The sequence below is a fragment of the Spiroplasma melliferum KC3 genome (assembly GCF_000236085.2).
In the GTDB taxonomy this organism is placed as follows: Bacteria; Bacillota_I; Bacilli_A; order Mycoplasmatales; family Mycoplasmataceae; genus Spiroplasma; species Spiroplasma melliferum.
On the sequence record NZ_AGBZ02000001.1, the window covers coordinates 517,675 to 534,234 of the forward strand.

The window sequence follows — 16,560 nt, forward strand, 5'->3', positions numbered from 1 at the left end:
TAATGTATTCTGAGGATATATTCTGTAAAAAATAAGGGGAAAAACTATTTATGAAAAAACTATTCATTATTTTTAGTGTTGTCGGATTATTTATCACTGGAATAACTAGCAAAATTACAAGTTGTCGAATGATCAAATATCGTGATGCTAATTATAGTAATTCAAATTTACAAAATGATATGTTAATTTGGATGAAAATTGCCAGTGATATTAGTAATGAGATAACAAATTATGATAACAATGGAAATATTAAAAATTCAAACGAATTTCCAGAATTAAATCAGTTTTATAATTTAGTTAATCAACATAATCAGTCACTTGTTCTTGACCGTTCAAATGCTCAGATTAATTTAGGATTAAGAAAGTTTCAAAATGAATTTAAGGAAATATTTCAAAAATTAAATGTTAAAATTAGTGAAACATATCAAAATTATTTTAATACTTTAGAGAAAAAACCATTATATCATCTTGAAGAAGAAGATAAATTTACTTTAACTTATGTTGATTTAGATAAAATTAATAAATTAACTAATACTGCAACAACTGGAGTTCGGGCAGTTCAAATTCAGTATGAGTTTATGTTAGATTTAAGTTTTAAATCTTTAAGACAAATGCGGCCATTTACAGTTACTTATGTAGTTACAAATGAACCAAATGAAATTAAAAAAATTTTAGAAAAATCAATTGAAAAAATCAAAAAATATTTAATTAACTTTTTTAATAATTATGAAGATGTTATAGTTGATCAAAATAATGAATTCAAATCAATTTATGATGATTTTGAAATTAATTATAATAATAATGTTAAACCATTAGATAAAATTTTTATTAAACAATTTAATGAAAAAATTAAGAAAAATAATGCAATTAACCAAGAAATTCGAGAGGCAATTGCTTTTGATAAAACTGGTAATAAATATTTAATGCGACTAATTTTAGGAACCGTAACTGCTGAAAATTCAGGACAGTTACCTGAAACAGCTGACATTGGTAATTATCAACCAGCCTTATGAGCAGGAGAAGGAATAACCCCGCCCGGTTTAACTGCTGAAAATTTTGTTACAGCTTATAAAAAAAGTTTACCTATTTTTAATGTCAATGATGACCATATGATATTAGCTAGATTATCTGTTAATTTAAATTTTATTTCACTGTATGGTTTACCATTAGCTGGAACATTAAAAATAGATGGTAAAAATTTTGAAAGTAATATTTTAATTAGTCGCCAAGGTTTAGATAATAAATTAATGAATTTTGGGAAAATAATTGTTGCTTTTCATAAATATTATCAAGTTGAAATTAAAAAACGAGTTTCAACCTTTAAAGATGAAATTAATTTTAAGCATACGAGTGTATTTCATGTTGGTGAAGAATTGTTTAAGAAATTTAAAAATAACATTAGTAGTGCTAATGCAATTTTTAAAGAACTATTAAATAATTTTAAACAAAGTTCAATTGCACATAATTTACCTGACCTTAAGTTATTTAATCTTTATAATTTAGTTAAAGATAAAGCAGTTTGAATTGGAAATAATAATTATGAAGTCATTCAGAATCGAATTGTGTTCAATTACTATCGAGGTTCATTTTGTTTAGCATTTACATTTGGTTTAAATCGAACAAATTCAATTTTCTATGCAGCTTATGGTTCAAATGGTGGCGATATTGATGTTAAATATGGATGATGAGCATGAATCTTAATTGATAAATAATTTAGTTTTACAACTTAATTATTTTTTAGTAAAATTAAAATAATATATAAGGAGGTCTAGAAAATGGCGGATTTTAATCCAAAATGTTTTAAATGTGTTGCAGAACAAGAAAAACAAGGTGTTAGTGGCGGAGCTGCCGGAGTTTTATTTGGGAAAATGAAAGAAGCAATGGTTGGCACTGTTGATGATGAAATTTTTATTTGTGATCGTCATAAGTAATAATTAATAGAAGAAAAAAGCAATTTATGCTTTTTTTAATTTTTAATAAAAAGAATTGACTTTTGTCTCAAACCAATATAAAATTTATAAGCGTATATTGTGAAAAGTGAGGTTAATAATTAATGGCATTAAAAGAAAAAGAATTTGGGCATTACGCTAAAAGAATTGATTACACAAAAGTAAGTGGGAATTTAGATTTACCAAACTTAATTGAAATTCAAACTGAAACATATGATTGATTCAAAAAAACAGGGATTAGCGAAGTGTTCGGGGAGGTATTTCCGATTGTTGGGCATGAAGGAAATATCGTTTTAGAGATGTTAGATTGAGAATTTAGAGAGCCACGAAGAACAATTTCTCAAGCAAAAGATGAGTCAAAAATTTTTGAAGCACCAATTTATTCAAATTTAAAATTAACAATTAATTCAAAAGATGTAGAAGTTGAAAAAGCAATTGTTAAGGGAGAACCCGAATTAATTAAAGCGTGAATTGAAGAACGTGTTGGGCATATGATTACAATTTTAAAAAAAACTACTGATGTTATTTATTATGATATTCATTCTGGCGATGAAATAGCAACATGTACAGTAACAATTAAAGAAAGATTAGATGATAAACTAATTGTTGATATTACAATTGAAAAAGAAGGTGAAGTCTTTTTTGGTGATTTTCCACTAATGACAGGAAAAGGAACTTTTATTGTTAATGGTTCAGAAAAAGTTGTTGTTTCACAATTAGTTCGCTCACCCGGAGCATATTATAAAATTGATTTAAATCGTAAAAATGGAGAAAATGTTTATTATGTTGATTTAATTCCGTCACGAGGAACATGGTTAGAATTTGAATCAGATCATAAAAAAATTAAAGTTGGAAAAGAAGAAAAATTTGAGAATGTTTTTTATGTAAAAATAGATAAATCTAGAAAAGTATCGGTTGCTAATTTCTTAACAGCGTTAGGAATTATTAAAGAAGATGCCCTAGATATTTTTGGCGATAATAAATTAGTAAAAAGTACTTACGAATTAGATCCTTATACAGGTGATATTTTATATGACCAAAGTATTGCTGTTCAAGAAATTTATAAAAAAATTCGTTCAGGAGAAACGGCAACACCAGATGGTGCGACAAAATATTTATATGGATTATTATTTGATAAACGTAAATATGATTTAACAAAAGCAGGACGTTTTAAATTAATTCAAAAATTATCAGTTGAAAACCGAATTTATAACAAAATATTAGCTGAAGACATTAAAGATGTAAATGGTAAAGTTGTTTTTACCGAAGGAACTTTAATGGATAAAGAAGCTATTAACAAGTTAAAAGGAATTTTAAAAGCAGGTGCTTGTTTACAAGAAGTTAAATTTAGTGATGAAATTATTTGTTCTAATAAAATCCAAAAAATTAAAGTATATGTTGATAATGAAGTTCGTTCTCGTGTGGCAAATATTATTGGAATTGATCCTAATGCAACTGATGAATATGTAACAGTTCCTGATGTCTTGGCAACATTTTCATATTTATTAAATTTAACAGATGGAATTGGGGAAGTTGATGATATTGACCATTTAGGAAATCGTCGTGTCCGAACAATTGGGGAATTATTACAAAATCAATTTCGAATTGGATTACTAAGAATTGAAAAAAATGTTAAAGAAAAAATGTCAACTTCAAATTTATTTAAAATGAAACCTTCAAATATTATTAATAATAAACCATTATCAGCGATTATTGGGGAATTTTTCAATTTATCACAGTTATCACAATTTATGGATCAAACAAATCCTTTAGCTGAATTAACAAATAAACGTCGATTAACAGCCCTAGGGCCAGGAGGACTATCAAGAGAACGTGCTGGATTAGAAGTCCGAGATGTTCACTACTCACATTATGGCCGTATTTGTCCAATTGAAACACCAGAAGGACCAAATATTGGATTAATTAATAACTTAGCAACATATGCCAAAATTAATTCATATGGATTTATTGAAACACCATATCGTCGTGTTATTGGTTGCAAAGTTACCATGGAAAATGATTATTTAACAGCGGATGAAGAAAAAAATTATGTTGTTGCACAAGCTAATATTCGTTTAAGTGATAAGGGTGAAATTTTAGATGAACAAGTGGTTGCACGTTTCCAAGGAGAAAATATTATTGCCGGACGAAATGATGTTGACTATGTTGATGTTTCACCAAAACAAATTGTTTCAATTGCAACAAGTTGTATTCCATTTTTAGAAAATGATGATGCCAATCGTGCTTTGATGGGAGCCAATATGCAACGACAAGCAATTCCTTTAATTGCGCCAAATTCACCATATGTAGGAACAGGAGTTGAATATGCTGCTGCTCGTGACTCGGGATTAGCAATTGTTTCACAATATGATGGAATTGTTGATTTTGTTGATGCAACAAGAATTGTTTTAAAAACAAAAGAAGGGTTAAAAAATTATAATTTAGACACTTTTGTTCGTAGTAACCAAGGGACATCATTAACCCATGTGCCATTAGTGCGTCAAGGACAAAAAGTTGAAAAAGGACAGGTTTTAGCTGATGGGCCATCAATTGATAAAGGGGAACTAGCCTTAGGACAAAATGTGGTAGTTGCTTTTACAACATGAAATGGTTACAACTATGAAGATGCTATTATTGTTTCAGAACGCTTAGTATCAGAAGATGTTTTTACATCAATTCATATTGAAGAATATACAATTGAACGTCGTCAAACAAAACAAGGACCAGAAGAAATTACGCGTGAGATTCCTAATATTTCTGAAAATGCACGCAAATTTTTAGATGATGATGGATTAGTTATTATTGGGACAGAAGTTAAACCAGGTGATATTTTAGTTGGAAAAGTAACACCAAAAGGACAAACCCAATTATCACCAGAAGATAAATTATTGCAAGCAATTTTTGGTGAGAAATCAAAAAATGTTAAAGATAATTCATTACGAGTTCCAAATGGTGGTGAAGGAATTATTCAAGCAATTAAACGCTTTCCACGAGAAAAATATGAATTATCAGCTGATGTTTTAGAAGTTATTAAGATTTATATTGTTCAAAAACGAAAAATCCAAGAAGGAGATAAAATGGCTGGTCGTCATGGAAACAAAGGGGTTATTTCGAAAATTTTACCATTGGAAGATATGCCACATATGGAAGATGGAACACCAGTTGATATTATGTTAAATCCATTGGGGGTACCATCACGGATGAATATTGGACAGGTGTTAGAAATTCACTTAGGAATGGCAGCGAAAAAGTTGGGACAAAAAATTTCAACGCCTGTTTTTGATGGAATGACAAATGAAGAATTAATTGAAATTATGGATAAAGCAGGAATGAAAAACTTTGGGAAAGAAGTTTTAATTGATGGTCGAACAGGTGAAAAATTTGATAATCCAGTTTCGGTAGGAGTAATGTATATGTTGAAATTATCACACATGGTTGATGATAAATTACATGCGCGAAATGTCGGATCATATTCATTAATTACGCAACAACCATTAGGAGGAAAAGCTCAAAATGGGGGACAGCGTTTTGGAGAAATGGAAGTATGAGCATTAGAAGCATATGGTGCAGCCCATACATTGCGTGAAATTTTAACAATTAAGTCTGATGATATTAAAGGAAGAACACGTGCATATGAATCAATTGTTAAAGATAAAAAGATTCCAGAACCAGGGATTCCAGAATCATTTAATGTGCTAACTCGTGAAATCCAAGGGTTAGGATTTAATATTCATATGATTGATGAAAAAGGAAATATTAAAAATATTAAGAGTTATGATGAAGCAGATTATGTTGATGAAGATTTATTAACAGATTGTGATGAATTTGAAGATGAATTTGATATTGATAATTTTATTTTAAGTACTAATCGTGAACCACAAAAAAAAGAACATTTAGAGGACTTTGTTAAAGTTGAAGATAGTTTTGATTTGGTAGATAACTTAGATGATAATGAACTTGATGACATTGACAATGAGATTGATGAAATTAATGATCAAGATGAATTAGATTAAGGGGGAAGAAAAAAATGATTGAAAATAATGAAAAAAATAATCGTATGATTAAAATCGGCTTAGCAAACCCCGATGATATTCGCAGTTGGTCATTTGGGGAAGTAAAAAAACCAGAAACAATTAATTATAAAACATTAAAACCAGAACGTGATGGATTATTTGATGAAAAGATTTTTGGCCCAACCAAGAATTTTGAGTGTGCTTGTGGGAAGTACAAAAAATCAAAAAATAAGGGAAAAATTTGTGAACGTTGTGGTGTAGAAATTACTGAAGCGATTGTTCGTCGTGAAAGAATGGGACATATTGAATTAGAAGAACCAGTGACACATATTTGAATGTTAAAAGCAGCACCAAGTCGGATTGCTTTAATTTTAGATATGAAGACAAAAGAACTTGAAGAAGTTGTTTACTTTGTTTCATATATTGTGTTAGATGCTGGTGATGCAAAATCATTAAAACAAAAAATGGTATTAGATTTAGGAAATGCTAAAACATCAGCCCAAACACGTCAACGATTAACAAAAACATTATGTGAAATTTTGGATACACTAGAACCTGACACAATTGCTTATGAAGTGGGAGAAACAATGATCGAATATTTAAAAAATACTTCGTTACCATTTTCAATGGATGAATGTGCCCAATTCATTAATCGTCATACTAATGCACGCTTTGGAATTGGCGCAGAAGCGGTGGAAGTATTATTAAAAAACTTAAACATTGATGATGAAATTGAAAAAATTAAGCAAGATTTAAAAGATAAAAAAACACAATTGGATCAAAATAAATTAATGAAACGTTTAGAAGTTTTAGATTCGTTAAAAAAATCAGGTTCACGACCAGAATGAATGATCTTACGAGCAGTACCAGTAATTCCGCCTGATATTCGCCCAATTATTCAATTAGATGGTGGTCGTTTTACAACATCAGAGATTAATGATTTATATCGTCGAATTATTATTCGAAATGAACGATTAAAAAAAGTTAAAGCAATGGGGGCACCAAGTGTTATTGTTAATAATGAAAAAAGGATGCTACAAGAAGCCGTTGATGCTTTATTAGATAATGAACGCAAAGCGCGACCAGTAACTGGAAAAGATAAACGCCCATTAAAATCATTAACAAGTATTTTAAAAGGGAAACAAGGTCGTTTCCGTCAAAATTTATTAGGGAAACGAGTTGACTATTCAGGACGTTCAGTTATTGCAATTGGTCCTGACTTAAAAATGTATCAATGTGGATTACCACGTGATATGGCCATTACATTATTTAAACCATTTGTTATTAGCAAATTAGTTAAAGATGGTTTAGCAGCAAATATTAAAGTTGCGGAAAAACTAATTTTAAATCAAGACGATAAAGTATGAGAAGTTTTAGAAGAAGTTATTAAAAGTCGGCCAGTGTTATTAAACCGTGCACCAACTTTACACCGATTAGGAATTCAAGCATTTGAGCCAAAATTAGTAAAGGGGAAAGCAATTAGATTACATCCATTAGTAACAACTGCTTTTAATGCTGACTTTGATGGTGACCAAATGGCGGTTCATGTACCAATTACAGAAGAAGCAGTTGCTGAAGCACGAAGTTTAATGTTAGGAAGTCGAAATATTTTAGGTCCAAAAGATGGTAAGCCAATTGTTACACCAACCCAAGATATGGTGTTAGGGAATTACTATTTAACCTATGAAGAAAAAGGACAATTAGGAGAAGGAACAATCTTTAAAGATTTAAATGAAGCTGTTATTGCATATGAAACTGGAGCTGTCGCTTTGCATGCTTTAGTTGCCATCCCTGTTGCTGGTTTTGTAAATAAAAAATTCAATTCAGAACAAATGAAAGATTATATTATTACAACACCAGGAAAAATTATTTTTAATCAAATTTTTAAAGAAGAGTTTCCATACTTAAATGAACCTAATATTGAAAATTTAACAGCATTACCAGCGCGCTCATTAATTAAAGACAATGTTAACTTGGTTGAATACTTAGCTACTTGAAAAGTTAATCCACCGTTTAAGAAAAAAGATTTATCAAATATTATTGATCGCTACTTTAAACAATATGGAGCTAATAAGACGGCTGAAATGTTAGATAACATGAAAAACCTTGGTTTCAAATATTCAGGGAAATCGGGTGTAACAGTATCAGCAGGCGATGTTAAAGTATACGACAAAAAACACGAAGAATTTAAAGCGGCAGATCAAAAAGTAAAAGAAATTAATGATTACTTTAAAATGGGAATGTTAACAAGTCGTGAAAAACAACACCGTATTATTAGCGTTTGATCAAAAGTTAAAGATAACATTCAAACTGAACTAGAACATGTTTTACGTGAAGACCCAAAAAATCCAATCTTTATGATGGCGGATTCAGGTGCACGGGGAAATGTCTCAAACTTTACCCAATTAGTTGGGATGCGGGGATTAATGAATAATCCAAAAGGAGATATTATTGAATTACCAATTAAGTCTTCTTTCCGTGAAGGCTTAACAGTGTCAGAATTCTTTATTTCAACCCATGGGGCGCGAAAAGGAATGGCGGATGTTGCTTTAAAAACAGCTGACTCGGGATATTTAACAAGACGATTAGTTGATGTTTCGCAAGAAATTATTATTACAATGAAGGACTGTAATGCTCGTCGTGGTTTTGTTGTATCAGATATTATTGAACAAAAACATGCTAATATTATTGTGCCATTATTTGACCGTTTAGTTGGTCGCTATAATTTAAAAGATATTAAATTAAAAAATGGTGAAGTTATTCTTGCTAATACATTATTGAGCGAAGAAGATAGTAGAAAAATTGTTGATAATGATATTAAGGAAGTTATTATTCGTTCTGTTTTAACTTGTGAAGCAGAAAAAGGTGTTTGTCAACGTTGTTATGGAAAAAACCTTGCAACAGGAATGGAAGTTGAAATTGGTGAAGCAGTTGGTACAATCGCTGCGCAATCAATTGGTGAACCAGGGACACAGTTAACAATGCGAACATTCCATACTGGTGGTGTGGCTGGGGGAGCTGATATTACCCAAGGGTTACCACGGATTAAAGAATTATTAGATGTAACCACACCAAAAGGATCAATTGCTGTTATTTCTGAAATTGATGGAAAAATTAGTGACATTCGTGATGAAGGTGGAATTCATACAATTTATGTTAAATCAGATAGTGATGAACGAAAATATAAAACACAATATAATGCTGTTTTAAGAATCAAAATTGGTGATAAAGTTGTTCGTGGTCAAAAATTGACTGAAGGTTCAATTAACATTAAAGAATTATTAGAAGTTGCCAAAATTGAAGATGTTCATAATTATATTTTAAAAGAAGTGCAACGAGTTTACCGTTTACAAGGAATTGAAATTTCTGATAAATATATTGAAATTATTATTAAACAAATGTTGAATAAAGTTAAAATTATTGATGCTGGTGATACTGAATTATTACCAGGGGAAATTGTAACGGTTAAACGTTATCGCAATGAAACAATTAACGCTGTTCGTTCAATGAAAAAACCGCCAACGGCAAAACATGTTATTTTTGGAATTAAAAAAGCGCCATTAGAATCTGAATCATTCTTATCATCAGCGTCATTCCAAGATACAACACGAGTATTGGTTAAAGCAATTATTAAAGGCAAAGTTGATTGTTTAGAAGGATTAAAAGAAAACATTATGTTAGGACATTTAATTCCAGCTGGAACAGGGTTAAAAAATCCAAAAGATATTATTACGGCCGGAATTGCAGCGAAAGCTGAAGAATATTAAAAAGACCATATGGTCTTTTTTTTCTTGGGAATATTGCGGATAAATATTGACTTAATTTTTTGTTTTATGTAATATTATATATGGATTGTATTCTTTGATACACTCGGGTATGTGAAACAGAAAGGAGAAAGTTTAATGCCAACAATTAATCAATTAGTGCGTAAACCACGTAAAGATAAAGTGTGAAAAACAAAAGCTCCTGCTTTAAACAGAGGGCTAAACTCTTTACAAAAAAAACCTACTAATGTTACGGCACCACAAAAAAGAGGTGTTTGTACAAGGGTTGCAACAATGACCCCAAAAAAACCGAACTCAGCGTTACGAAAATATGCTCGTGTTCGTTTAACAAACGGAATGGAAGTAACAGCATATATTCCTGGTGAAGGACATAACTTACAAGAACATAGTGTTGTATTAATCCGTGGGGGAAGGGTTAAAGACTTACCAGGGGTTCGTTACCATATTATTCGTGGTACTTTAGATACTGCTGGGGTTAATAAACGCCAACAAGGAAGATCACTATACGGAACAAAAAGACCAAAAGCTACAAAAGCTTAATTAAACAGAAAGGAGGATTATTACGATGCGTAAACACCAAGCAGAGAAAAGAGATGTTTTACCAGATCCAATTTATAGTTCAAAATTAGTAACGCGTGCAATTAATAAAATTATGATTGATGGAAAAAGAGGAGTTGCTCAAACAATTTTATATGGAGCATTTGATATTGTTAAAGAAAAAACAAAGACTGAACCGTTAGAAATTTTTAATAAAGCAATTGAAAATATTACTCCACATTTAGAATTAAAAGTTCGCCGAATTGGAGGAGCTAATTACCAAGTTCCAATCGAAGTAAATGAAGATCGGAAAGTTACATTAGGATTAAGATGATTAATTAATTATGCAAGATTACGTAATGAAAAAAGTATGATTGATCGTTTAGCAAATGAAATTATTGATGCTTCAAATGGAATTGGGGGAGCAGTTAAGAAAAAAGATGATACTCATAAAATGGCGGAAGCTAATAAGGCTTTTGCTCATTATCGTTGATAAAAAATAGAAAGGAAAAGAAAAATGGCAAGAGAATATTCTCTAGAAAATACGAGAAATATTGGAATTATGGCACATATTGATGCTGGAAAAACCACAACAACAGAACGCATCTTGTTCCATACTGGTAAAATTCATAAAATTGGTGAAACCCATGATGGAGCTAGTCAAATGGATTGAATGGCTCAAGAACAAGAACGTGGAATTACAATTACTTCTGCAGCAACAACGGCGTTTTGAAAAAATATGCGTTTAAATATTATTGATACTCCAGGACACGTTGATTTTACTGTTGAAGTAGAAAGATCATTACGAGTATTAGATGGGGCAGTTGCTGTCCTTGATGGGCAATCAGGAGTTGAACCCCAAACAGAAACGGTTTGACGTCAAGCAACAACTTATGGTGTACCACGGATTGTCTTTGTTAATAAAATGGATAAAATTGGAGCTGACTTTTTATACTCAGTAAAAACAATTCATGACCGTTTACAAGCTAATGCCCATCCAGTTCAAATTCCAATTGGAGCTGAAGATCAGTTTACAGGAATTATTGATATCGTTGAACGAAAAGCTTATCATTATGATGGCGCAGCAAACGAAGAAGCAAAAGAAATTCCAATTCCAGATGATTTAAAAGACTTAGTTGAAGAATACCGTATGAAATTAATTGAAGCAGCGGTTAACTTTAATGAAGAGTTAATGTTAAAATACTTGGATGGGAATGATATTTCGATTCCAGAAATTAAAAGTGCAATTCGTGCTGCAACATTAACTGGTGATTTTTTCCCAGTCTTTTGTGGAAGTGCTTTTAAAAACAAAGGAGTTAAATTAATGCTGGATGGGGTAATTGATTATTTACCTTCACCACTTGATATTCCATCAATTAAAGGTGTTCTAGAAGATGGAACCGAAGTTGAACGTCATGCTGACGATAGTGAACCATTTTCAGCGTTAGCATTTAAAATTATGACAGACCCATTTGTTGGAAAATTAACATTCTTTCGTGTTTACTCAGGAGTGTTAAAAAAAGGAAGTTCTGTTTTAAACTCAACAAAAGATAAAACAGAGCGCATTGGTCGTTTGTTAAAAATGCATGCTAATAATCGTGAAGAAATTGAAGCAGTGTATGCTGGTGATATTGCAGCAGCAGTTGGTTTAAAATTAACAACAACGGGAGATACACTTTGTGATGAGAAAAACGAAGTCATCTTAGAATCAATGGTTTTCCCAGAACCAGTTATTAACTTAGCTTTAGAACCAAAAACAAAAGCTGACCAAGAAAAAATGAGTTTAGCATTACAAAAATTAGCAGAAGAAGATCCAACTTTCCGAACATGAACAGATGAAGAAACAGGACAGACAATTATTGCTGGAATGGGTGAGTTACACTTGGATATTTTAGTTGACCGAATGAAACGTGAATTTAAAGTGGAAACCAATGTTGGAGCACCGCAAGTCTCATATCGTGAAACATTTAAAGATAGTGCTGAAGTGGAAGGAAAATACATTAAACAATCAGGAGGACGTGGACAATATGGACACGTATGAATCAAGTTTGAACCAAATCATGATAAAGGATTTGAGTTTGTTGATGCAATTGTTGGTGGAAAAATTCCAAAAGAATTCATTGGTTCAGTTAAAAAAGGATTAGAAGAATCAATGCAAACAGGAAAATTAGCAGGATATCCAATGATTGATATTAAAGCAACATTATATGATGGGTCATACCATGATGTCGATTCATCACAAATGGCTTATGAGTTTGCTGCTAGTTTAGCATTAAAAGAAGCAGCTAAAAAATGTAAACCAGTTATTTTAGAACCAATTATGGCTGTTGAAGTTACTGTTCCAGAAGAATACTATGGGGATGTAATGGGAAACTTATCTTCACGTCGTGGTCAAATCGAAGGAAATGATCAACGTGGAAATGCCCAAGTTGTAAAGGCAAAAGTTCCATTATCAGAAATGTTTGGATATGCAACTGACTTACGAAGTTTTACGCAAGGACGTGGAACTTATACAATGTTGTTTTCACATTACCAAGAAGCGCCAAAGTCAATTACTGAAGAAATTATTAAAAAAGTAGGAAAATCAACAGACTAATTATTACAAAATGGTTTAATCTACCATTACTAAAAAAAGATTGCAAAGTAAAAAGAATTAATTTACAATAGTTATGACATTTGTCTATTAATTAAAAATATAGGAGGAAAAGATTAAAATGGCAAAACAAAAATTTGATAGAAGTTTACCACACGTAAATGTTGGAACAATTGGCCACGTTGACCATGGTAAAACTACTTTAACAGCAGCTATTACAACTGTATTAGCTAAAAAAGGATTTGCAGAAGCCCAAAAATATGACAATATTGATAAAGCTCCTGAAGAAAAAGAACGTGGAATTACAATTAATACTTCACACGTTGAATATCGTACTGATAAAAGACACTATGCGCATGTGGACTGTCCAGGACATGCCGATTATGTTAAAAACATGATTACTGGTGCTGCGCAAATGGATGGTGCAATTTTAGTTGTTGCGGCAACAGATGGTCCAATGCCTCAAACAAGAGAGCATATCTTATTATCAAGACAAGTTGGTGTACCAAAAATGGTTGTTTTCTTAAACAAATGTGATATGATGGATGGCGATACTGAAATGATGGATTTAATCGAAATGGAAGTTAGAGATCTATTAAGTGAATATGGTTTTGATGGAGAAAAAACACCAGTTATTAGAGGTTCAGCCTTAAAAGCTCTTGAAGGTGATGCTCAATGAGAAGAAAAAATTATGGAATTAATGGATGCAATTGATGAATGAATTCCTGAACCAGAAAGAGATACTGCAAAACCATTTATGATGCCAGTTGAAGATGTTTTCACAATTACAGGTCGTGGAACAGTGGCAACAGGTCGTGTTGAACGTGGAATTGTTAAAGTTAATGAAGAAGTTGAAATTGTTGGATTAAAAAGCGAAACTAAAAAAGTTGTTGCAACAGGTTTAGAAATGTTTAGAAAATTATTAGATGATGCTAAAGCTGGAGATAATGTTGGGGTTTTATTACGTGGAGTTGATCGTAGTGATGTTGAACGTGGACAAGTTATTGCTAAACCAGGTTCAGTTAAACCACATAAAGAATTTAAAGCACAAGTTTATGTTTTAACAAAAGAAGAAGGTGGACGTCATACACCATTCTTCGGAAACTACCGTCCACAATTTTACTTCCGTACAACTGATGTTACAGGTTCAATTAAATTACCAAGTGGTGTTGAAATGGTTATGCCAGGGGATAATGTTGAGATGACAGTTGAATTAATTGCCCCAGTTGCAATTGAAGAAGGAACAAAATTCTCAATTCGTGAAGGTGGACGTACAATTGGTGCCGGAACAGTTGTTTCAATTAGTAAATAATAACATTAAAAAATAACTCGCTTTGAGTTATTTTTTAATTAATAGAATTAATCTTGTTTTTATATTTTTTTCTTATATAATATTAAGTAAGTTCTGAAAGGAGTAGTAACAATGGGATATAATCCAACAGTTAATAATGCAGAAGTTCCAGCAACAAGTAGTTTTTGAGGAAAATTCTTTGTATACATTTCATTTCTTTTAATTATCCCAATTTTCTTATTTATTTTATCAAGAAATAATTTAATTAGAAATAAAGAAAAAATTGAAGAAACAGCTTCTGATATTGATGTTCAATTAAAACGAAGAGTTGATATGTTAACAAAATTAATTGATAGCACAAAACAATATATGAAATATGAAAAAGATACTTTATCAGCAGTTGTAGAATTGCGTAGTCAAGCAAATAAAAACTTAAATGTTAAGGAATTAGATCAAATTAATAATGCTGTTACAAGCCAAGCAGGTAAAATTAATGTATTATTAGAAAATTATCCAGATTTAAAAGCTAATAACAGTGTAATTGAATTACAAGCAGGAATTAGAGATTGTGAAGATAATATTGCAGCTGCACGACGTTTTTATAATTCAGCAGTTCGTGACTTTAATGCTAGTTTAAAAACATGGCCATCAAATGTTGCGGCAAGTTCATTAAAATTAAGTACATTCTTATACTTTGAAGCTAATGTTGCTGACCGCCAAGATGTTAAAATAGATTTAGGCCAATAATTATTTTGGTTTAATTCTATTTTTTAATTAATTAAAAAAATATAAAAGGATAAAATAAAAATGATTAAATCAGATTTAGAAACAATTGTTGAACATGATTTTCAATTATTAATGCAAAAACATAAATTAAAAAATCTTAATTTTAAATATTTTAAAAAACGATATATTTTTTTAAATTTTATATTAGTTGTTATTACTTTTTTCTTATGATTTTTACTATTAGCAATAATTATGCAAATGCCACTTAGTTTTTTAAAAGGATTATTAGGAATAGGTATTGCTGGTAAAATTATTTTAATTCTTAGTAGTTTAGTTACTTTAAGTTTAGGAATTTGGTTATTTACAAAGTATTATCAAGCAGCAAAATTACAAAAAATTATTATGCAGGAATTACCATTTGAGAAATTTTATCAAATTGGACTTAATGCTTTGACAAAAAAACAGTATCAAATTGCTACTATTACTCAAAAATTTAATCTTTTTCCACATATGGGAGTGCCCAATACGAAAGATATTAAAGAAGACTATGTCATTAATTTTTATGAAAATAATATTAATTACTCATTTGGAACATTAACACGGCGCGAAGTAATTGGTTGAGGGAAAGATGAAGAAATTATTTATACGCGATATCCATATTTAACACTTGATGTTAAAGAAATGCCAGGATTAGTTGCTACAATTAAAGCAATGCAAACCTTCTTAAAAATTTTTAAAACAAGAGATAATACAACATTAGAGTCAACAGAATTTGAAAAGATGTTTGCTGTTAACGCAAATGACCAAATTTTAATACGAAAATTATTAACTCCAAAAGTAATAGTTAATTTAATTGAATTAGCAAAAGAAGAAAGAAAAATTCCAACGATGCACTTTGATGATGGATATTTAACAATTGTTTTTGATAATTATTTTGTTAATAGTTTTGATGATCCCAAAGGACGATTACTTGGATTTTATTTTATTGGAACTTATCAAGACATTTTGACAAATATTATTGAGGTTATTCAACAAGATGTTGAATGATTATTGACTGTTTTGCAATGAGTTTTAGTGTATGATTTTAAGCAGTAGATTTTTGTGGTGGAATTGGTTTATTTAAAATAATTAAATTAATGGTATTAAATCCACCAATAATTGCACAACTTCAGAGAGCATATCCTAAGCCAACATATCACAATTGCTTAATTACAAGACTAAAAGTTGTTTTTAAAATTAGTTGGATAGAAATTAAAGTTAAAAAGAAAAAAACAATTGTAATTATTAAAACAAAAAAATAAAAGTATAAACTCAAACGTAATCGATTTTTTTCATTGTCATAATAATAAATTTTTGAAAAAATAAAGGGGTTTTTAATAATTAAATAATTAATAAATAATATAATTAAATTAACAACAAGAAAAATTGAACAATAAATTAACTTATCTTGTGATGAAATGTTTTTTAATGCTAAGAAAATAATTATAAAAATAATTGTTACAAGACCTAATGCAGCAAAAAGCCATAATAAATGTCACTTAATTTTTTTAAGATAACTTCGAATACGAATAATTTCCATTGTTGTCTCCAATCATTTTATTAGTTGAATATATCTTACTATAAATTTTAATGATAATATTATTTTTTCATTTTTTATGGTTTAATA

At 30.3% G+C, this 16,560-nt stretch carries 11 protein-coding genes; 10 read left to right on the forward strand and 1 reads right to left on the reverse strand.

Annotated elements, in window-relative coordinates:
* The first annotated feature begins 50 nt into the window (after positions 1-50).
* The 10 genes from SPM_RS02515 (at position 51) to SPM_RS02555 (ending at position 15,989) form a co-directional block, all read left to right on the forward strand.
* Entirely contained in the window at positions 51-1,712 is a 1,662-nt protein-coding gene (locus SPM_RS02515) for a hypothetical protein (RefSeq protein ID WP_004028064.1), read from the forward strand.
* A gap of 63 nt (positions 1,713-1,775) precedes the next feature.
* Positions 1,776-1,931 (forward strand): hypothetical protein, encoded by a 156-nt coding sequence (locus SPM_RS06670; protein ID WP_004028065.1) that lies wholly within the window; start codon positions 1,776-1,778, stop codon positions 1,929-1,931.
* Positions 1,932-2,053: 122 nt separating this feature from the next.
* Entirely contained in the window at positions 2,054-5,962 is a 3,909-nt protein-coding gene (gene rpoB, locus SPM_RS02520; RefSeq protein ID WP_004028066.1) for a DNA-directed RNA polymerase subunit beta, read from the forward strand.
* Positions 5,963-5,976: 14 nt separating this feature from the next.
* Entirely contained in the window at positions 5,977-9,729 is a 3,753-nt protein-coding gene (gene rpoC, locus SPM_RS02525) for a DNA-directed RNA polymerase subunit beta' (protein ID WP_004028067.1), read from the forward strand.
* Between the two features lie 135 nt (positions 9,730-9,864).
* Positions 9,865-10,287 (forward strand): 30S ribosomal protein S12, encoded by a 423-nt coding sequence (gene rpsL / locus SPM_RS02530; RefSeq protein ID WP_004028068.1) that lies wholly within the window; start codon positions 9,865-9,867, stop codon positions 10,285-10,287.
* Between the two features lie 25 nt (positions 10,288-10,312).
* Complete coding sequence (rpsG, locus tag SPM_RS02535) at positions 10,313-10,780, forward strand: 30S ribosomal protein S7 (protein WP_004028069.1); 468 nt, start codon at positions 10,313-10,315, stop codon at positions 10,778-10,780.
* A 21-nt stretch (positions 10,781-10,801) separates the two neighbouring features.
* Entirely contained in the window at positions 10,802-12,880 is a 2,079-nt protein-coding gene (gene fusA / locus SPM_RS02540) for an elongation factor G (RefSeq protein ID WP_004028070.1), read from the forward strand.
* 118 nt (positions 12,881-12,998) lie between these two features.
* Positions 12,999-14,189 (forward strand): elongation factor Tu, encoded by a 1,191-nt coding sequence (gene tuf / locus SPM_RS02545; protein ID WP_004028071.1) that lies wholly within the window; start codon positions 12,999-13,001, stop codon positions 14,187-14,189.
* A 111-nt stretch (positions 14,190-14,300) separates the two neighbouring features.
* The gene (locus tag SPM_RS02550) at positions 14,301-14,915 is read left to right on the forward strand and encodes a LemA family protein (RefSeq protein ID WP_004028072.1); all 615 of its coding nucleotides are present in this window, start codon (positions 14,301-14,303) and stop codon (positions 14,913-14,915) included.
* Positions 14,916-14,975: 60 nt separating this feature from the next.
* Positions 14,976-15,989, forward strand: coding sequence for a DUF3137 domain-containing protein (locus tag SPM_RS02555; RefSeq protein ID WP_004028073.1), 1,014 nt, complete (start codon positions 14,976-14,978; stop codon positions 15,987-15,989).
* Here SPM_RS02555 and SPM_RS02560 read toward each other — a convergent pair.
* Positions 15,979-16,473, reverse strand: a complete 495-nt coding sequence (locus SPM_RS02560; RefSeq protein WP_004028074.1) for a hypothetical protein — start codon at positions 16,471-16,473, stop codon at positions 15,979-15,981. The genes SPM_RS02555 and SPM_RS02560 overlap by 11 nt on opposite strands.
* Positions 16,474-16,560 lie beyond the last annotated feature (87 nt).